The following is a 19,984-nucleotide window of genomic DNA, read 5'->3' on the forward strand; positions in this document are numbered from 1 at the left end:
GGTGTGGCCGCAGCGCTGCTCGCGAACCTGCTCTACAGCACCGGCTTCGTCCTGGAGAAGCGGGCGCTCACCGCTATGCCGTCGGTCAGCGTCCGCAACCCGGCCCGGCTGCTCCGCCAGGTGATCTCGAGCCCGCTGTGGATCGGCGGTTCGCTCGCCCTCGCGGCGGGCTTCGGCGCGCAGCTGATCGTCTACCGGACGCTGCCGATCGCGGCGGCCCAGGGCATCTTCGTCTCCGGGCTCGTGCTGCTCCTGCTCCTGTCGGCGAAGCTCCTCGGCGAGCGCACGTCGGGGCGCGAGCGGTACGCGGTCGGCGCGATCCTCGCCGCGCTCCTGATGGTCGTGCTCTCCCTGAAGGAGGGCACGGACACGGTGGGCCGCGACGCGCCCGCGCCGCTCGTCCTCACGGTCTGCCTGCCGTCGCTCGCGGCCGGTCTGTGGCTGTACGCGTCGGCGGAGCGCCGCACGCGCAGCAAGCACCGCCAGCCGACGACGGGCGTGGAGTACGGCGTCGCCGTGGGCCTGCTCTACGGCGTCAGCTCGCTGGCCATCAAGGGCGTGTCCAGCCATCTGACGTCGGACGGCCTGGGTGGCGCCCTGCTCGACCTGCTGCGCTCCCCGTACCCCTATCTGCTGCTCTTCACCGGCGCGTTCGGCCTGATCATGTCGCAGGCGGCGCTCCAGAAGTGCCGGGCCTCACTGATCGTCCCGGTGTGCACGACGGTGACGTCCCTGTTCACCGCCGTGCTCGGGACGCTCGCGTTCGGTGAGGCACTGCCCCACGACCCGGTGCGGCTCACGCTGCGGGTCGCGGGGACGGTGCTCGCGGTGGCGGTGCTCCTGGTGATGCCCAAGCACGACCCCGCACCCGCCCTGCCCGCCGAACCGAATCTGCCACCCAAGGAGTTGATGCCCTGATGAACCCCGACGACCCGCTGCTGAAGATCCTCGCCTGCCCCCTGGACAAGGGGCCGCTGGTCCTCCTGCCCCCGGAGGCCGCCCTGCCCGCCGACCCGGCGCCCCTGCCCGAACAGGCCCTCTACAACCCGCGTCTGCACCGCCGCTACCCGATCGTGGACGGCATCCCGCAGCTCCTGCCGTCCTCCGGTGAACAGGTCACGGAGGACGAGCACGAGCGCCTGCTCAAGCTGATCTCGCCGTGACGCCCGCCGCGCGCAAGACCCTCGCCGCCCGCGTCGCGCCCCGGCTCCCCACCCGCGCGGTGGCCGCCGTGGCCCGCCTCGTCTATCCGCGCTTCGAGCCCGAACTGGCCCGCCTCGGCGAGCTGTGCCCGCCCGACTGCGGCACCGCCGTGGACGTCGGCGGCTGGTACGGACCCTGGTCGCGCCGTCTGGCCCGGCGGGCCCGGCGCGTCGTGACCGTGGAGCCGGTGCCGCATCTGGCGCGGCTGCTCGCGGCGGCCACGCCCGGCAACGTCCGGGTGATCCAGGCGGCGGCGGGCGAGGAGGCAGGCACGGCCCGGCTCTGGCTGCCCGAGGACGACCGGGGCGACCGCGGGGTGTCCTCGCTGGTGCGCAGGGACGGCGTGCACGGCACCGCGCTCGACGTGCCGTGCCTGACGCTCGACGGCCTCGGCCTGCACGACGTGCACTTCATCAAGATCGACGTGGACGGCCACGAACTGCCCGTCCTGCGCGGCGCCCGCGAACTCCTCGACCGGGACCGCCCGACGCTCTTCGTCGAGCTGGAGGCCCGCATCCAGCCCATCGCCCCGGTCGTCGACCACCTCGCGCACGCGCACGGCTACCGGGGCTGGGTCCTGCCGGACGACGTCTGGCTGCCCCTGGACGCCTTCGACCTGGAGGCGCACCAGCGCGCCACCTCGTACGTCGTGACGCAGGGCCTGGTGCGGCGCGCGCTGACGCCGCGGCGGCCGCGGTATGTGAACTCGGTGCTCTTCCTGCCCGACGGGCGGCGTCCGGCCGGGCGGGCCGTGCGGGACCATGGGGCGTATGTCCGCTAGCTCCGCCGGGTCCGGTCCGGGTTCCTCACGTCCGCCCGGCCAGCCCTCGGGTCCGTTCACGCCGCTCGACTTCCAGCTGGTCCTGCTGCGCCGCATGGCCGACCACAATCCGGACCTCGTCGAGGACGCCCGGCACACCCTGGGCGTGTCCATCGCCGACATGCGCGAGGCCAACCGCCGCTGGCAGGCGATGCTGCACGCGCGCAAGGGCCGCGCGGCGGTCTCCCGGTACCGCTCGGTCCTCGGCCCACCCGAGGCGACGATCCCCCGGAAGATCGGCGACCTCGAGTGCGAGGCACTCCTGTGGCCGGTGCCGCTCTGGCCCGACCTGCGCTTCGAGGTGCTGCTCGGGCCGAACGCGGCGGTGTGGAACATGGGGGCACCTCCCATGCTTTCAGAGCTATGGGGGAGGCTGATCCGCGCCCCCGGCGCGCCGGGTCCCGCGCTGCGCACCCTCGGCGACCTCACGCCCTGGTCGTGCACCGTCGACGAGGCCGCCCGTGCGTTCGCGCCCGCACGGCCGATGGAGGGCACGGCGCCGACGCGATGGCGGCTGGCGTTCACCGCGCCGGAGGCGGGTCCGGACGGGGAGCCGGGGGAACGGCGGCGCTGTGTCGCGGAGTTCACGTGGGGGCTGCTGCAGCGCCTTTCGTTCCCGGAGGGGTGAGCCGGGACCGGGCGGGTCGGCTACTGGGCGTGCTTGAGGATCACTTCCGTGACCCGGGGCAGCGAGTCCGGGTGGAAGCGGAGGAAGAGGTTGGGCTCGACGAGTTCGAGCTCCATGACGCGCGGACCGCCCCCGTCGCCCTCGCCGTCCCCGTCCACGAGGTCCACGCGTGCGTACAGCAGCTCGGGCGAGCCGGGTATCGCCGCCAACGCCCGCTCGACGACGTCGAGTTCGGCGTCGGTGGAGCGCCAGGGCCGCGGGTCGGGGTGGGACACCTTGTCGGCGTCGTACGCGGTGCCGGGGGCAAGGACCGCGCCCTTCCGTATGGCGTGCAGGAACTGGCCGCCGACGAAGACGAGGGCGCGCTCGCCGGTGACGTCGATCTGCCGCATGTAGGGCTGCACCATGGCGGTGAGGCCCTCCTCGTGCAGGCGGGCGAGGTGCGCGCGGGCGGCTTCCCGCTCGTGCGCGCCGTATCTGGCCGCGTACCGCGCCCCGGCCCCTGACGTGGGCTTGACGACGAACTCCCCGTCGGCAGGCGGGAGTTCGTCGCCGTCCCCGGGCGCGCGGTAGGCCGTCCGGACGGTGGGCACACCGGCGGCGGCCAGCTCGCCCAAGTACCGCTTGTCGGTGTTCCACCGCACGACGTCCGCGGGGTTGGCGAGACGGGTGAGCCGGGCGCACCGGTCGGCCCACGCCACGTACTCCTCGGCGCGCCAGGTGTAGTCCCACGTGGAGCGGATCATCGCGAGGTCGAATCCGGCCCAGTCGGCCTCCGGGTCGTCCCAGCCGACGATCCGGACCTCGGCACCCGCATCCGCGAGGGCCCGCGCGAGGACCGGCAGGTCGCGGTCGTGCTCGGGCTGCGGACGGCGGGTGACGAGCGCGATGCGGGGGCCTGGCACGAGGACTCCTTCTTCGTACGCGCGTCGCACGCGCTGTTCGTACGCGGTCACAGCCCCCGCAGGCTAACAACCCGGCACCACCCGCCCCCGGGGCCCCTCAGAGGACGAAGACCGCGCACACCCCGAGCACCCTCGTGACCTTGGCCATGTGCCGTCGCCCCATGCGCGTCATACGTGTGCCCCTCCGCCATGCGGGCCGCTCCGACGCGGCCCAATCACGGGGCGGACCAAGGGAGTTCGTATGATGCGCCCATGGCAAGCACGGGGGAACTGGTCGCCGGACGCTACCGCATCGAGACGCGGCTCGGCCGCGGCGGCATGGGCACCGTGTGGCGCGCGCGGGACGAACTCCTCGGGCGGGCCGTCGCGGTCAAGGAACTGCACGTCGACGACGCGCTGACCCCCGAGGACGCGCAGCGCCAGCAGGAGCGGACGCTGCACGAGGCCCGGTCGGTGGCGCAGGTGAAGCACCCGGGCATCCTCGTCCTGCACGACGTCGTGCGGTACGAGGAGCGCCCCTGGCTGGTGATGGAGCTGGTCGACGGCTGGTCGCTCGCCGACCGGGTGGCGGTCGAGGGGCCGCTCTCGCCCGCGGAGGCGGGCCGGGTGGCGCTCGCGCTCATCGGCGCGCTGCGGGCCGCGCACACGGCCGGGGTGCTGCACCGCGACCTGAAGCCCGCGAACGTGCTCCTGGAGGCGGAGACCGGCCGCGTCGTCCTGTCCGACTTCGGCATCGCGCAAGTCGCGGGGCAGACGCGGCTGACGCAGACCGGGGCGTTCGTGGGCTCCCCCGAGTACACCGCGCCGGAGCGGATGTCGGGTGAGCGGTCCGGCCCCGCGTCCGACCTCTGGTCGCTCGGGGTGCTGCTGTGCGCGGCCGTCGCGGGCGAGTCCCCCTTCCACCGGGACTCCGTGGCCGGGGTGCTGCACGCGGTGGTCCTGGACGAGATCACCCTCCCCGACGCCCTCGGCCCCCTCCTCCCGGTGGCCCAGGGCCTCCTGGAACGCGACCCGGCCCAACGCCTCACCACGACAACAGCGGAACAGGCCCTCCGGGCGGCCTTGAACGACCCGGCACCGCAGCCAGCCGCGCCTGTGGACACCCGATCCAGCCCGCCCGCGAGCACGCCCGGCGCCCCCACCCCGGCCCCGGCGCAGCGCACCAAGATCGAGACGCCCACCACACCGACCCGCTCCCGCACGGCCATAGCCCTGGCCACAGCGGCCGCCGTCCTGGCGACGGGCGGCATAGCCACGGCAGCCTGGCTGCTGACGTCGAACGGGGACGACTCGGGCGACCGAGCCAAGCGGACGGCCGAGGCCGCGGACGAGAAGCCCCTGACGCCACCCGAGGACACTCCCCCGGCGACACCCCCGGCCGAGGAGCCGAGCAAGCCCCCCGCCCCGTCCACGAAGAAGCCCCCCGCGGGCTACCGCACGGTCACCGACCGAGCCGGCTTCACCCTCACCGTCCCCGACGGCTTCACCCGCTCCCCCGAACCACCCCGCGTCTACTACTACTCCGCCGCCAAGAGATTCCGCATCGGCGTCCACCCCCAGCCCAAGACCCCCGACGGCCCCTACGCGGTGATGCGCAAGGCCCACCTCAAGGGCCCGTCGAACTACCCCGGCTACCGCACCGGCTCCGTCACCCGCACCACCCACAACGGCCGCCCCGCCGCCCTGTGGACGTTCACCTGGAACGGCACCGCCGACGACGGCGGCCCCCGCGTGACGTACGACCTGAGCTGGAACGAGAACGGCAAGATGCACGACGTGTGGGTCTCGGCGCCCGCGCGGAACCGCGCACTGGGCAAGCAGTACTTCGACCGGGCGCTCGCCTCCTTCAAACCGGCCTACTGACGCTCTATCTGACGCCCCGTCGGACGCTCGGCCCGAGGCCCCACGCGGGCATCCGTCCGACGCCCCATGCGAACAAGGGAGCAGTTGTTCCCTGGAACAGGTGATCGTCGCCGCAGGGATTGCGTGCGGCACGCGTGATTGACGATGCTTACGGTGCGCAAGCGACGGGCTGCAGACCGTAGTTGGCGCGGTCCCATTCGTACACGCACCACCATGTCCCAAGGAGAAGCGCCACCATGAACCTGCTCACCGACATCCTCGCCGGCGTCGTCCACTTCGTCGGCTGGCTGGTCTGACGGCCGCGTAGCCGTCAGCGGTAACGAGCCGCGGTGCCGCCTCCCCTCGTCCCACGGGGAGGCGGCGCCTTCATGTATGCCGACGCCCACGCGAACGACAAGGACGAGGCAGACGGTGCGGGGACGGTAGGGGTTGAAGTCGGAGTGGATCCGGATGAAGAGTACGAAGTGAGTCGCCGTGCACACACCGAGGAGTACGACCGTGGATTCCGAGCCCCTCTTCCCCGCCCTGACCACGCCGGGTCCCGCCCCCGCCGTGACCTTCGGCGACCGCGCCCTCACCTACGCCGACCTGGCCTCGGCGACGACCGCCCTCGCCGCCCGCCTCACCGCGGCGGGCGCGACGCGCGTGGCCGTCTGGGCCACGCCCACCCTGGAGACGGCGGTTGCCGTGGTGGCGGCGCTGCGGGCCGGGGTGCCCGCGGTGCCGCTGAACCCGAAGTCGGGGGCGGCGGAGCTGGGGCACATCGTGGCGGACAGCGAGCCGTCGCTGGTGCTGGCGGGAGCCGGGGACGAGCTGCCCGAGGCGCTGGTGGGGCTGGGGCGGGTGGATGTGGAGGCCGAGGTGGCCGCGGCGGGCTCGGCGGGTGTGGGCGGCGCGGGCTCGACGGGTGCCGACGGCGCGGACGCCATCGGCTCGGCTGACGCGGACGCCGCAGACGCCTCCCCGTACACCGCCCTGGACCCCTCCTCCCCCGCCCTCATCGTCTACACCTCCGGCACCACCGGCCCCCCGAAGGGCGCCGTCCTCTCCCGCCGCGCGATCTCCTCCACCCTCGACGCCCTGGAGGACGCCTGGCAGTGGACCGACGCCGACGTCCTCGTGCACGGCCTGCCCCTCTTCCACGTGCACGGCCTGATCCTCGGCATCCTCGGCCCGCTGCGGCGCGGCGGCTCCGTGCGGCACCTGGGCAGGTTCAGTACCGAGGGCGTGGCCCGGGAGCTGGCCACCGGCGGGACCATGCTGTTCGGGGTGCCGACGATGTACCACCGGATCGCCGAGGCGCTGCCCGACGAGCCCGAGCTCGTGAAGGCCCTGTCCGGGGCGCGGCTCCTGGTCTCGGGCTCGGCGGCACTGCCCGTCCACGACCACGAGCGGATCGCGTCCGCGACGGGGCGGCGGGTCGTCGAGCGGTACGGCATGACGGAGACGCTCATGAACACCAGCGTCCGCGCGGACGGCGAACCGCGCGCGGGCACCGTCGGCGTACCGCTCCCCGGCGTCGAACTCCGCCTCGTCGACGAGGCCGACACCGAGATCCCGCAGGGCGCCGGGCCCGAGGCGGTCGGCGAGATCCAGGTCCGTGGCCCGAACCTCTTCACCTCCTACCTCAACCGGCCCGACGCGACGGAGGCCGCCTTCGCCTCCGGCGGGTGGTTCCGCACCGGGGACATGGCCGTGCGGGACGCCGACGGGTACGTCCGCATCGTCGGGCGCAAGGCGACTGACCTCATCAAGAGCGGGGGCTACAAGATCGGGGCCGGTGAGATCGAGAACGCGCTCCTCGAACACCCCGGCGTCCGTGAGGCCGCCGTCACCGGTGAGCCGGACCCCGACCTCGGCGAACGCGTCGTCGCCTGGATCGCCCCCACCGACCCCGCCCTCCCCCCGACCCTCGACGCCCTCGCGGCCCACGTCGCCTCCCGCCTCGCCCCCCACAAGCGGCCCCGGGTCCTGCACCTCGTGGACGCGCTGCCGCGCAACGACATGGGGAAGATCTTGAAGCGGGCGCTGGGGAAGGGCTGAGGCGGGGGCCCTGCCGGGGGCTCCCCAATCCCACCCCCTTCCCGAAACTGGGGCTCCGCCCCAGACCCCGCTCCTCAAACTCCCCCAAGCTCTTAAGGAGCAGGGGGGACCCCCATGAGGGGCTGGAACTTACCGGCACATTTTCTAGCCCGTCCGGCGTTTGAGGACGAGGCGCGGAGCGCCGATCAGGGGGGTCCAGGGGGCGCAGCCCCCGGTTTCGGAGAAGGGGTGGGACTGGGGCGCCCCGCGAGGGTTACCGCACCCCCACCCCCCGCAGGATCTCCTGGGAGACCGACCCGCCACGGTCGTCCCGTACGGACGCCCGGAAGGAGATGGCCTCCGCGCCGCCGGGGATCCTCAGCCTGCCGGTCCAGGCGGCGGAGCGGCCGGAGCGGTCGAGGTGGACGTCGCGCCAGGACTTGCCGTCGTCGTAGGAGACCGACAGGGCCGCGGCTCCGATGCGGCCCGTGCCAACGGCGTCGCGGACGTACTCGGCGGAGAGGCCGACCGGCACGGTCCGACCGCCGCGGACGTCGCCGGAGAGGTCCGTGGGGACGTCGAAGCCCAGGTTGAGGAGGGGGAGGAACGTCTTGCGGTCGTCGGGGGTGCGGGCGGAGCGGAAGGTCCACTCGGAGTGGGCCTTGGTGGCGAGGCGCCAGCGGGCGGGGTCGAGGGTGGTGTCGGTGACGAGTTTGTAGGGGCGTTCGTCGGGGGCGGCGCCGGTGACGTAGACGCCGGAGCTGGTGCGGCGGTCGACCAGCTCGCCGTCGGCGTAGATCGCGGTGGCCTGGGTCAGGGAGTCGTCGTTCCAGACGTCGCCGAAGCCGGTGTGGTCGGGTCCGGAGTCACCCCAGCCGGGTGCGTTGAATTCGAGGTTGTCGCCGCTGCGCTGCTGCCCCCAGCCGAGCCCGGTGCCGAGCCAGGGATGCCAGACGGGCTTGAACCAGTCGAGGGGGGTGCGCTTGCCGGGCCGGTAGTCGACGAGGCCGCTGCGCTGTTCGACGGCGTCGGGGCCGTAGTGCAGGGACTCGTGCCAGTGGCGGCCCTTGCCGGCGGCCACGTAGTCGGTGCGGGTGGCGGGGTAGGAGATCCGCTCGGGGAAGCCGAGGCCGATCTCGAAGGTGTCGGTGAGGGAGTAGCGGAACTCGCCGCCGGGTTCGGTGCGGCGGGTCGGGGCGTGGAACTTGGTGGGGACGACGGCGAGTTCACGGGCAGGCGGGGCGTACGTCAGGTCGCGGGACGGGATCGCGCCCGTGTGGCCGTCCTCCAGGTCGTAGACGTATGGCGGGTAGGGGGTGGCCTCGGTCTCGACCGACCGGCCGCGCCGGGCCGCGTCCCGCAGGCGTGCCCCGTCCGCCGCGTTCACGGTGGCGATCCGCAGCGGCCGGTCCGCGTTGTCGTCCGTGCCGAACCAGGCGTTCAGGCGGCCCGGCACGCCGTCCGTCACGAACAGCGCCTTCGCGCCCGCGTCCTGCGCGGCCTGCGCGAGCCGCGAGGGGGTCGGTTGCCCGGTCGCGCCCGTGCGGGTGACCACAACGGCCTTGCCCCGTACGTCCTTTCCTTCGTACGCGGCCGGGGAGCCGTCGCCCGCGTCCACGAGCTTCAGCCGGGAGCGGCCCTCGCCGAGGGTGGAGCCGGGCTGGGCGACGGCCTCGCCGATGCCCTCGACGTCGAGGAGCGGCTTGCCGAGGCGCCACACGGTGCGGTACTCGAAGCGGCCTTCGGCGACCTTCGGCGTCGGCGCCGCGAACACGCTGTCGTACTTCACGGGCACCTGCACGGCACCCTGGTAGGCGGAGCCGTTCGCGGTGCGGTCGTACTCCATGACGAGTTGGCGGGTCTCCGCGCTGCGCGGCACCTTCGCCGTGATCTCGCGCAACGCGCGTGCGTCCAGGGTCACTTCGCGGTCGCGGTCCAGGGTGATCTCGGGGGCCGCCAGGAAGCCGATGCCGAGGGAGTCCTTGCCGTGGGCGCCGCGCACGTCGAGGAACGAGGACAGGGCGTACGCCCCGGGCTTGAGGCGCAGCTTCAGCTCGCCGGACCCGCCGACCGCCGCCGGGTAGGGGTCGGTGTTCTTCGTCAGCGGCTGGACGACCAGGTCGGCGGGGGTCGCGGCGCCGTCGCGGTCCTTGACCTTGACGGTGAGCGTGTACCGCTCCTCCTCCTTGACCAGGCCGAACGCCGTCCGCGCGACCTCCTTGCCGCCCGCGCTCGCGACCACCGCGCCGCTGGTGGAGCCGACGGGGGCCGCCGCGCCGTCGCCGGTCACGGTCGTCGACGCGGTGCCGTGCGCGGGGACGGTGAGCCTGGTGTCGGCGAGGGTGGCCACACCGTCGGCCGCCCCCCGGGCCGCGAGCGTCAACTCCACGGGCTCGGCGGAGGAGTTGGTGTAGGTCAGCGTCCTCGTCACCGGCTTGTTCCCGGCGTACGGCCAGCGGTAGAAGCCGAAGTCGGCGCCGCCCGTCGCGGTGACCTTCGCCTCGATCGCCGAGGGCACGTCGACGCGGCCCGCGCCCAGCTCGTACACGGACGCGTCGAGGCCGTGGGACGTGGACATCAGGGCGTCCTTGAGCCGCTGTCCGCTCCAGTCGGGATGGCGCTCGGCGAGCAGCGCGGCGACGCCCGCGATGTGCGGGGTCGCCATCGACGTACCGCTCATGGAGGTGTAGTAGCCCTGCCCGGAGGTGAGTTGGGAGCGGGCGGCGAGGATGTCGACGCCGGGGGCGGACAGGTCGGGCTTGAGGGCGTTGTCGCCGGAGCGGGGGCCCTGGCTGGTGAAGTACGCGGCCTTGTCGGCGGAGTCGACGGCGCCGACGGTCAGCGCGGAGTCGGCCGCGCCGGGCGAGCCGATCGACGAGGGCGCGCCGGTGTTGCCCGCCGCGACGACGAAGAGCGCACCGGTGTCCTTGGAGAGCGTGTTGACGGCGGCGGCCATCGGGTCGGTGCCGTCGCTGGGCTCCCGCGAACCGAGGCTCATGGAAACGATCTTGGCGTCGACGTCCTTCGCGGCCCACTCCATGCCCGCGATGATCTCCGACTCGCTGCCGAAGCCCTCGTCGCTGAGGACCTTGCCGACGGCGAGGTCCGCGCCCGGCGCGACCCCCTTCTCCTTGCCGTCGGACGCGGCGCCGCTGCCGCCGACCGTGGACGTGACGTGGGTGCCGTGGCCGCCCCGGTCGGCGACCTCCTGGCCCGGGATGAAGCTCTTCGTGGGGCCGACGCGGTCCTTCAGGTCGGGGTGCGTGAGGTCGGCGCCGGTGTCGAGGACGGCGACCTTCACGCCCTTGCCGGTGAGCCCGGCCTCCCAGGCCTTCGGCGTGCCGATCTGGGCGTTGCTCTCGGCCAGGTCGGCCTCGACCCGGCCGTCGAGCCAGATCTTCGCGATGCCGCCGCCGAAGCGGCGCCCGCTCCCCCGTGCCTCCTCGCCGTCCCCGGCGGTGACGGCCCGCCAGAAGGCCGTGCCCTTGGCCGCCTTGAGCGCGGTCGCCCGTGCGCTCGGCAGCGAGCGGACCTTGTTGGCGCCGCGCGGGGTGCGTGCGTCCGCCGCCGTACGGGACTTGTCGTACGTGACGATCAGCGGTGTCGTCGCCTTGGCGCCGCTCCGGCCGCCGCCCTGCCGCAGCAGCTCCGTCACGTCGAACAGGCGCTCGTCGAGGACGCCCGCGCGCAGGTAGGGGCGCGCCTCGTCCGGTACGACGGTGATGCGGCCGTCGGCCACGGAGGTGCGGACGGCGCCGCTCGCTCCGCGCGGACGCTCCACCGTGACGGTCTGCTTGCCGCGGCCGAGCGGGGTGACGGTGACCTCGTCGCCGGTGATGAGGGTGACGGTCCTCGGCGCGGTGGCGGACTTGGCTCCCGCGCCCGGCCGTTGGGCCTTGCCCGGGGCGGTCCCGGCCGCCGCCGGGGTGGCGGTCGCGGTCAGGGAGGCGGGGAGCAGGGTCAGGGCGAGCCCCGCGGACAGGAACCCGAGCCGGGCTCCGCGGGCCCTTCGGCCGTCGGGGGCATTTCCTCTTCGTCGTCCTGGGGCGCTTCGGGGTCTCGGCATCAACGCGACCTCTCTTCGTCGGCTCCGGGTGGGGGGTGGTTCCCGGGTGCTGCGATGAAGTGTCAGGCGCGTGATGTTGCGGGAGAGTTGCCGGGCCCTGGCGGGAAGCTGCCAGGGCGGCTTCCCGCCAGGTCGGCCGTTCGGCAAGAATGTCGGCGAGCGACACGGGTCTTCAACGGGGGGCGGACATGGACGGTCTGGTGCAGTTCACGACGGACGGCGGCGCGCACGTGGTGCTCGCCGACGTCGACGACGACGGGTCGGGCGCCCGCCTGGTGTCGCGCGGCGACGGACCCGCCCTGGCCGCCCGCACCTTCGAGGCCTCCCTGGGCCCGGTGCGCACCGCCGCCGAGTCGGCCCTGCGGGTGTTCCGCGACGGCGAACTCGCGCCGGACTCCGTGGAGATCGAGTTCGGCGTACGGATGACGGCGGAAGCGGGGGCGGTCATCGTGAAGGGCTCCGGGGAGGGGCATCTGCTGGTGCGGCTCTCGTGGTCGCCGGATCGGGGTCCCGGGCGGGGCGGCGAGGCGGAAGCGGTCGCCGGAGCCTCGGGGGCGGGTGATCCCGGGAACGCGGGCCACCCCGGGAACGCGGGCCACCCCGGGAACGCGGGCCACCCCGGGAACGCGGGCCACCCGGGGAACGCGGGCGCCCCCGGGCACTTGGGGCACGCGGCCTCGAACGGAGAGCCCGCGCCCGCCTCATGAGCAGTACGGCCTGGCACGCCCGGGTGCAGTGCGGACGCGAGACCGGCGCCGGGTTCCTCGTGTCGGAGCGGCACGTGCTGACCTGCGCGCACGTCGTGCGGGACAGCGCTGCCGCCGGGGTCGCGGTCTCCTTCCCGCACCGCAGGGAACTCGGCGCGGTACCGGCCGTCGTCGGCGCGCACGGCGGCTGGAGCGGCCACGACGACCACTCCGGCGACCTCGCCGTCCTCGAACTCGACCGGGCCGTGCCGATCCCGCCCGCGGGGTTCGCCGCCCCCGACGACGCCTACCTGGAGCCCCGGCCGCGCCTCGTCGCGTACGGCTTCCCGCGCGGGTACGCCGAGGGCACCATCGCCGAGTACCGCGCCACCGCCGCCCAGCTGATCGCCGACGAGTGGGTCCAGTTGGAGGCCTGGAGCGCGCACGGCCAGCCGCTCGCTCCCGGCTTCAGCGGCGCCGCGGTGACCCTCGCCGACAGCGGGCTCGTCGTCGGCATGGTGTCGGCGGTGGCCGGCGCGGCCGGGGTGCGCAACGGGCGGATGCTGCCCGCTCCGGTCATGGCCCGCTACTGGCCGCGCCTCGCCGAGCTGATCCCGGTGCCCGGCCGGGGCCGCTCGGCGCGGCACCGCCTGCGCGCCCTGGTGGAGGACGCCGAGAAGGCGGGCCCTGCGGTGGGGCGTTCGGCCGCGTGGGCGCCGGAGCGGCTCTACCTCGACGCGGTCGGGCCGCTGGGGCCGCCGGTGCCGCCGGGCGGCTTCGCGTCGCTGTGGTCGGCGGCCTGGTACGTGCTCTCGGAGGTGGACGTGCCGGGGGCGGTGGAGCGGTTCGCGGACCGGCTCGCGGGACTCTCGGAGGTGCGGGGCGGGGGCGCGGGGGAGTTAGGGCACAGGTCCGGGTCGGGGCGCGCCTGGGACGTACCGCGGGGGCGCGACGTGCCCTGGGACGTACCGCGGGCGCGCGACGTGCGGGACGGTCCTCGCGTACGGGACGGGAGGGACGCCCCCGAGGCGCCGGAAGCCGCGGCTTCGCCGGGGACCCCGTCGGCGTCGCGCGCGGCCGGGCGCGAGCCCTCCCCCTGGTCCCCCATCCTCGTCGAACTCGCCCGCAGCGGCGCCGGTGGCGACCAGGTCCTGGTCGAGGTGTCCGCGTGCCGCGACGGGCACCGGCACCCGGTGGGTTCGCGGACGCTCGCCAGGAGCCAGGTGCGGCCGTACGTCCAGGAGCGCATCGACGAGGCCTTCGGGCAACTCGCGCCGGACGCCGAGGAGTTGATTGCCTTCGTACTGCCCCGGGAGTGGCTGAACGAGCCCGTGGCCCACTGGGAGCGCAGCGTCGACGACCCGACCCCGCTCGGCTGCTCGTACCCCCTGGTCGTCACCGACCGGGCGCGCCGCGCGGGCGGCCTGCGACACCAGCTGGCCCGCGCCTGGGAGCGGCTCGACGGCAAGCCCACGACGGTCGTGCACCGCGTCGAGTGCGTCACCGGGGAACAGCCGAACAAGCTGCGCTTCCGACTGCGCAGCGGCGAGGCGGACCTCGCTGGCTTCGCGGCCCCACCCCGTGCCCCGCGCCTGAAGCGGCACTTCGAGGTGTCCCTGAACGCACCCGCGCCGGTGCTGCTGTGGCCGCGGGCGGGGTGCGAGCACGACGCCGGGGGGACCGAGGGCGCGGGCGGGGCCGGGCGGCACGAATGCGGGGGTGTCGGCGGGGCCGGGGGCCGCGACGGCGGGGGCGCCGAAGACACTCGCGGCGCCGGACCCGCCCCACGCGCCGAAGACACCGGGGCCACCCCCTGCGCACGCACCGAAGACACCGCGGCCACCCCCTGCCCACCGCCCACCACCTGTTCCGGATCCGTCTTCCTCGACCAGCTCGCCGCCCATCTGACCCGGCTGCCGCCCGCCGAACTCCCGCGTCACGTCCTGGCGTTGCGCGAGAGCGCGGACGCCGCCGACGAGCCCGAGCTGCACTGGGCCCGGGACATCCAGCTCCTGTGGGACGACCCGCGCTGCTTCCCGGACGCGGCGGCCGCCCCGCTGCGCTCCCCCGTCACCTGACCCGCCCGCACCGAGGAAAGAGTCCGCATGTCCCTGTGGCCCGTCTACACCGGCACGAACGAGCCGCACGACGGCATCACGCGGCTGCCCCCGCCGCCGCCGTGGCGCGCCTTCGACGGCGGCCCCGTCCTGGACGCCCCGCGCGCGGACCGCGCCGCGACGTCCCCGGACCGCGCGCACCGCGCCCGCACCTACCGCGCGACCGACGAGTGCGTCCAACTCGTCAACGCCGCCCTCTACCTGCGCCGCCCGCTGCTCGTCACGGGGCCTCCCGGCAGCGGCAAGTCGAGCCTCGCGTACGCGGTGGCGCGCGAGCTGGGCCTCGGCCCGGTCCTCCGCTGGAACATCACGAGCCGCAGCACGCTGCACGACGGCCTGTACCAGTACGACCCGCTGTCCCGCCTGTACGCGGCGGGCCGCGCCGCCGCCGACAGCGCCCCGAACGCCGGGACCCGCGCCGACAACGACACCGACACCGCCCCCAGCACCGGCACGGGCATCCGCACCGGCACCGCAGGCACCGGCCCCACAGCGGGCGCCGCCCCCGTCACACCACCGTCCCAGGACCGCACCGGCATCGAGGACCACCTCCGCCTCGGCCCGCTCGGCACCGCCCTGCTCCCCTACGCCCACCCCCGCGCCCTGCTCATCGACGAGATCGACAAGAGCGACCTGGACCTGCCGAACGACCTCCTGAACGTCCTGGAGGAGGGCCAGTACGAGATCCCGGAGCTGGCGCGCGTCGCCCGGCACACGCCGACCGCCTCGCTGCCCGCCGACGGCTCGGACGATCCGGTCACCGTGGTGAAGGGCCGGGTGCGCTGCCGCGCGTTCCCGTTCGTGGTGCTCACCAGCAACGGCGAGCGCGAGTTCCCGCCCGCCTTCCTGCGCCGCTGCGTCACCCTGCGCCTGCGCCGCCCGCACGGCGAGCACCTGGAGGAGATCGTCCGCGCCCACCTGGGCGAACCCGACGCCCACGCCCGGGAGTTGATCGACCGGTTCGTGGCCCGGGGCAGCGGCGGCGAGCTGGCCACCGACCAGCTCCTCAACGCCATCTACCTCACCGGCGCCGCCGGTCTCGAGGCCTCCTCGCGCGACGATCTCGCGCGGCTGCTCATGCCGTACCTGAGCGAGGGCGCGGAGCACGCGCCGGACCAGGGCTCCGATGCGGGCTTCTGAGCCGGGCGGGGGCAAGAGCACGGGCGGGGGCGCCCCGGGAGCCGAGGACGCCCCCGCCGCCACCCGTGCCCACGTCCCCACCCCCGCCCGTGCCTCCGCCGTCGCCGGGCTCGCCGCCGTCCTCACCGGCGCGGCGGGCGGCGGCGAGGGACCGTCCGCCGCCGAACTCGCCGAACTCCTCTGGCTCGCCCGGCATCTGCCGCCGCCCCCCGAGCCCGAGGGGCCGGGCGGAGCGGCGCACGGCGGCACGGCGTCGCGGCCGTCGACGCACGGCACCCCGGGCCCGGGCGGCCGCCGCGCGACGGCCCCCGCCGCCCCAGCCCGGCCACCCGCCACGGATCCAGCCGACCCGACGGCCCCCGACGGCTCGGCGGGCCCGGCCACCCCGGACCCCGCCGCGTCACCACGCCCCGGCCGCACTCCCCCGGCCTCGGCCCCCACCCCGCCCGCCGACTCCCGCGTCCCTCTGCACCTCCCCGCAGGAGGCCGCCGCCAGGACACCCCCGGGGACGCCACGACGGAACCCGGCTCGGGCTCGACTCCCGCCACCAGCACGGCAGTCGACGGCGCCGTCATCCACGTACCCGTACCGCCGATGATCGCCCACCCGCTGGCCCTCCAGCGCGCCCTGCGTCCGCTCGGGCGGCGCGTGCCCGCGCCCGTCGGGCAGGTCCTCGACGAGGAGGCGACCGCGCACCGCATCGCGGCGCTCGGCGCGCGGCCGCGCGGCTGGCTGCCGGTGCTCCGCCCGGCGGAGGAGCGCTGGCTGCGGCTCTGTCTGGTGTACGACGACGGGCCGACGATGCCCGTGTGGCGACCGCTGGTGCGCGAACTGCACGCCGCCCTCGTGCAGTCGGGGCTCTTCCGCACGGTCGAGCTGCACCGGGCGGCGCCCGACGGCACGGTTCCGGCCCGCGCGGCCGCCGCGCCCGCCGCGGGCCGTACCGTCGTCCTCCTGGTCAGCGACTGCATGGGCCCGCAGTGGCGCGACGGCGGGGCCGGGCGCCGCTGGTACCGGACGCTGCGCCACTGGGCGTCACGGCTTCCGCTGGCCGTGCTCCAGCCGCTGCCCGAACGCCTCTGGTCCACGACCGCGCTGCCCGCGACACCGGGCCTGCTCGCCGCGCCGCACGCCGCCGCCCCCGCCGCGACGTACGCCTTCGAGCCCTTCGACCCCGACGCCGCCGAGCCGTCCACCCTCCCCCCGGACGCCCTGCCCGTGCCTGTCCTCGACGCGTCCCCGCGGTGGCTGGCGAACTGGTCGTCGCTCGTCGCCGACGCGGGCGGACGCCGGCTGCCGGGCTCCGTGGGGTGGCTCGCGCCACGCCCGGCCGAGGCGCTCGCCCACGACGGCGTGGAGCGCGCGGACGTCACGCTCCTCTCCCCCCAGGACCTCGTCCTGCGCTTCCGCTCCACCGCGTCGCCCGAGGCGTTCCGCCTGGCCGGGCATCTGGCGGTGGGCGAGCCGCACCTGCCGGTCATGCGGCTCGTCCAGGCGGCGGTGGAGCGGCACCCCCGGGCCCAGCACCTGGCGGAGGTCATCCTCAGCGGCATGCTCACGGGCACACCCGACGGGCCCCCGGGGTCGTACGCGTTCCGGGACGGCGTGCGCGAGGTGCTGCTCGGGACGGTGCCGAGGTCGGCGCGGGGGCGGACACGGCAACTCCTGGCCCGGGTGGGGGCGTTGATCGACGAGCGGGCCGGGGTGGCGCCCGGGGAGCTGCGGGCCGTGGCGCGGGGGGCCGGGGCCGCCTCGACGGCGGTCGAGGGGGAGCCGTTCGCGACGGTGAGCCCGGACAGCGTGCGGCAGTTGACGGGGGCGGCGGGGCAGGAGGAGGACGGGCTTCCCGAGCTGATCGACGGGCGGTACCGGGTGACGGGCCGTTTCGGGCGCGGTCCCGACCTGCTCGCGCAGGACACCTGGCAGGGCGACCGCACCGTGGTCGTGGCGCGCTACCGCGACGCGCCGCCGGAATCGCTCCGGCACTTCGAGCCGCTGCGGCGCGCGCTGACGGGCCTGAACCACCCGAACGTGGCCGCCCTGCGGGGCCACGGCACCCTGCGCGGGACGCCCCACCTGATCCTGGAGCACCACGACGGGGAGACGCTGCACGCCGCGCTCGAACGGCACCGGGACGGACTGCCCTCCCCCACACTCGTCGACGCGGTCCGAGGGCTGGCGGAGGCCGTGCTCGAACTGCACCTGAACGGGATCGCCCACGGCCGGCTCTCGACCCGCTCCGTCGTGCTCACCGCCCATGGCCCTGTCCTCTACCGGTTCGGGCTGATCGCGTACGACGACACGAGCCGCGCGGCCGACCTCCGCGACCTCGGCCGTGTCGTGCACCTCATGCGCACCGGCACCTGGCTGACCCAGCCCGAACAGCTCACGATCCCCCTCAACGACGAGCACGCGCTGCCGGAACGCATGGAGAGCGAACTGTGCCATGCCGTACGTGAGTTGGTCGCCGAGGACGCCGCACGCCAGTCGGGTGGCGCCCAGCAACTCGCCCGTCTCGCCCTGCACGAGGAGCACCCTCGCCACTACGACCTGCTCGGCCCCCTCCGCGTCACGCGCGGCGGCCGTCCGCTGGCCGTCGGCTCTCCCGAGGGGCAGGCCCTGCTCTGCATGCTGCTGCTCCGCGAGGGCGAGGCCGTGCACCGGGACGAGCTGGCGGCCGGGCTGTGGAAACCCCCCGGCCACCCGGACGGCGACCACCGCGTGCGGACGCTCGCGTCCCGTCTGCGCAGCGCCCTCGGCCCGTACTCCGTGGAGCAACGCGGCGACGGATACGCCCTGCCGGTCTCCCCCGAGGACGTCGACGTCATGCGCTGCCGGAGGCTGGCCGCCGACGCCGACGAGGCCCGCGCGGCCGGGCAGTTCACCCGCGCCCGCACACTGATCGAATCCGCCCTGCTGCTGTGGCGCGGCGATCCCCTGCCGGACGTCCCCGGCCCGGCGGCGAAGGACACCCGCGCGCGGCTGCGCCTGCTGCGCACCGCACTGCTCCGCACCCGCGCCGAACTCGACCTGGAGGTCGAGCAGTTCGACCGCGCCGTCACCGGCCTGCGGGCCGCGCTCGACGAGTTCCCCCACGACGCGGACCTCCATCGCCTCCACCTCGTGGCACTCAAGGGCCAGGGCCGCATCGACGAGGCGATCACCACGTACGAGGAGTACCGCACCCTGCGCCTGGCGGAGCTCGGCACCGAACCGCCCGCCGTGCTGCGAGAACTCCGCCAGGAGCTCGGCGGCCTGCGTGCCGCCGAGCGGGCGGCGCGGGAGCCCACCGCCCTCGCCTTCGCCTTCACCACGAGCCCCGGCTGGCAGGCGGACACCCTGCTGAAGCTCAGCCATACCGTCACCCGGCTGCTCACGCAGGGCGGCGCCGCGCCGGAACAGTTCGAGCTGCTTCCCCGCGAGCGCGGCTGGGACGCGGTCGTCTCCGCCGAGGTGCCGCGCGCCGCGCTCCTGGCCACGGTCCTGCGCGAACTGCCGTTCACCGTGGGCGCGTACGCGGGCCTCGGGCTGCTCGTCACCGTCGGGGGCGCCCCGGGCCCGGCAGGACAGCCGGGCACCGGCATCGCCGCCGGGGCCGACGAGGCGGTCGTCGTGCTCCCGGGCGACGTCCACGACGAGCTGTACCGGGAGAGCCCGGCGGACGTGACGCGCTTCGTCCCGGTGCCGGGATCGACCGCCTGGATCTGCCGGGTCGGGGCCGTCACGGCGCGCCCCAGCGGCACGTCGCCCTCCCTGCGGGACACCCTCGCCCAGGCCGACACCGTCGTCCTCGGCTTCGACGGCACCCTCACCCGGCTCTACGCCCCCGGCAAGGCCCGCGAGGCCGCGCTGCGGCTGCTCGCCCTCGTCGTGGAGCGGCGCGACCCCGAGGCGGCGCTCGGCGGTGAGCCGGTGCCCCGCGCCGGGCGAGGCAGCGAGTACGTCCACCCGCTGGACGTCCTGCGCGCCTTCGCCACCGAGCGCCGCCTCGCGGCCGACCTCGCCGACCAACTGGACCGCATCGAGCGGCAGGCCGTGTTCGGTGCGAAGCCCGTGCCGCACGCCGCCGCGCTGGTCCGGCTCCTGACGGACGGCACCGGGGCGGAGCCCGCGACCGGGACCGGGACCGCCGGTGGCACCCGGCCCGGCCCGCGCACCCGCCCCCGCGCCGTGTGCCTGGTCACCGACACCGCCCCGCGCGCCGTGGCGACGTACGTGGCCACCCATGAGCTGGCCATCCGGGCGGACCGCATCCACTGCCGCACCGCCGACCTCACCCGGCTCCTGCCCGACCCGGACGGCCTGCGCCGCGTGCTCGCCCGGCCCGGCGTGACCGCCGACCGCTGCCTGATGATCGGCTCGACCGTCGCGGAGGCGACCGCCGCCCGCTCCCTGGACGTCCCGTTCGTCGGGTACGCCTCCGACGACCGCACCCGGGAGCGCCTGCTCGCCGCCGGGGCCCGGCACACGGTGAGCGCCCTCTCCCTGATCGTCGACGTGGTGGGCCGGGCCTAGGAGCCCGCCCCTGAGCCG

At 75.3% G+C, this 19,984-nt stretch carries 12 protein-coding genes; 10 read left to right on the forward strand and 2 right to left on the reverse strand.

All coding sequences use genetic code 11. The features are described 5' to 3' along the window. The first annotated feature begins 3 nt into the window (after positions 1-3). The 4 genes from ACFVHO_RS23220 to ACFVHO_RS23235 are packed head-to-tail and all read left to right on the forward strand — an operon-like array spanning position 4 to position 2,651. The gene (locus tag ACFVHO_RS23220) at positions 4-918 is read left to right on the forward strand and encodes a hypothetical protein (RefSeq protein ID WP_385717711.1); all 915 of its coding nucleotides are present in this window, start codon (positions 4-6) and stop codon (positions 916-918) included. Next, entirely contained in the window at positions 918-1,163 is a 246-nt protein-coding gene (locus ACFVHO_RS23225; protein ID WP_385717713.1) for a Trm112 family protein, read from the forward strand. Before ACFVHO_RS23220 ends, ACFVHO_RS23225 begins: the two co-directional genes overlap by 1 nt. Next, the gene (locus tag ACFVHO_RS23230; RefSeq protein WP_385717716.1) at positions 1,160-1,984 is read left to right on the forward strand and encodes an FkbM family methyltransferase; all 825 of its coding nucleotides are present in this window, start codon (positions 1,160-1,162) and stop codon (positions 1,982-1,984) included. The genes ACFVHO_RS23225 and ACFVHO_RS23230 overlap by 4 nt, the downstream gene beginning before the upstream one ends. Then, positions 1,974-2,651 (forward strand): hypothetical protein, encoded by a 678-nt coding sequence (locus tag ACFVHO_RS23235; RefSeq protein ID WP_385717719.1) that lies wholly within the window; start codon positions 1,974-1,976, stop codon positions 2,649-2,651. The genes ACFVHO_RS23230 and ACFVHO_RS23235 overlap by 11 nt, the downstream gene beginning before the upstream one ends. Before the next feature lie 20 nt (positions 2,652-2,671). Here ACFVHO_RS23235 and ACFVHO_RS23240 read toward each other — a convergent pair whose 3' ends face one another. Then, positions 2,672-3,556 carry a RimK family alpha-L-glutamate ligase gene (locus ACFVHO_RS23240; protein WP_385717722.1) on the reverse strand — a complete coding sequence of 295 codons (885 nt, stop codon included), beginning with the start codon at positions 3,554-3,556 and terminating at the stop codon, positions 2,672-2,674. 252 nt (positions 3,557-3,808) lie between these two features. Here ACFVHO_RS23240 and ACFVHO_RS23245 point away from each other — a divergent pair, with 252 nt between their 5' ends. Together ACFVHO_RS23245 and ACFVHO_RS23250 are read left to right on the forward strand one after the other, a co-directional pair. Beyond that, entirely contained in the window at positions 3,809-5,419 is a 1,611-nt protein-coding gene (locus ACFVHO_RS23245) for a serine/threonine-protein kinase (RefSeq protein WP_385717725.1), read from the forward strand. 498 nt (positions 5,420-5,917) lie between these two features. Further along, positions 5,918-7,462 (forward strand): acyl-CoA synthetase, encoded by a 1,545-nt coding sequence (locus ACFVHO_RS23250; protein WP_385717728.1) that lies wholly within the window; start codon positions 5,918-5,920, stop codon positions 7,460-7,462. A gap of 253 nt (positions 7,463-7,715) precedes the next feature. Here the strand turns inward: ACFVHO_RS23250 and ACFVHO_RS23255 are convergent, their stop codons facing one another. Next, complete coding sequence (locus ACFVHO_RS23255; protein ID WP_385717731.1) at positions 7,716-11,507, reverse strand: S8 family serine peptidase; 3,792 nt, start codon at positions 11,505-11,507, stop codon at positions 7,716-7,718. A gap of 188 nt (positions 11,508-11,695) precedes the next feature. Between ACFVHO_RS23255 and ACFVHO_RS23260 the strand changes: the two genes are divergently transcribed. The 4 genes from ACFVHO_RS23260 to ACFVHO_RS23275 are packed head-to-tail and all read left to right on the forward strand — an operon-like array spanning position 11,696 to position 19,966. Then, positions 11,696-12,214: a CU044_2847 family protein gene (locus ACFVHO_RS23260; RefSeq protein WP_385717734.1), complete on the forward strand. Its 519-nt coding sequence runs from the start codon at positions 11,696-11,698 to the stop codon at positions 12,212-12,214. Then, positions 12,211-14,271: a trypsin-like peptidase domain-containing protein gene (locus ACFVHO_RS23265; protein WP_385717737.1), complete on the forward strand. Its 2,061-nt coding sequence runs from the start codon at positions 12,211-12,213 to the stop codon at positions 14,269-14,271. Before ACFVHO_RS23260 ends, ACFVHO_RS23265 begins: the two co-directional genes overlap by 4 nt. A 27-nt stretch (positions 14,272-14,298) precedes the next feature. Further along, on the forward strand, positions 14,299-15,450 hold the full coding sequence (locus ACFVHO_RS23270; RefSeq protein WP_385717740.1) for an AAA family ATPase: 1,152 nt from the start codon (positions 14,299-14,301) through the stop codon (positions 15,448-15,450). Further along, entirely contained in the window at positions 15,437-19,966 is a 4,530-nt protein-coding gene (locus ACFVHO_RS23275) for an SAV_2336 N-terminal domain-related protein (protein ID WP_385717743.1), read from the forward strand. Before ACFVHO_RS23270 ends, ACFVHO_RS23275 begins: the two co-directional genes overlap by 14 nt. Positions 19,967-19,984: the final 18 nt, after the last annotated feature.

The organism is Streptomyces sp. NPDC127108 (assembly GCF_042677545.1).
Taxonomy (GTDB): Bacteria; Actinomycetota; Actinomycetes; order Streptomycetales; family Streptomycetaceae; genus Streptomyces.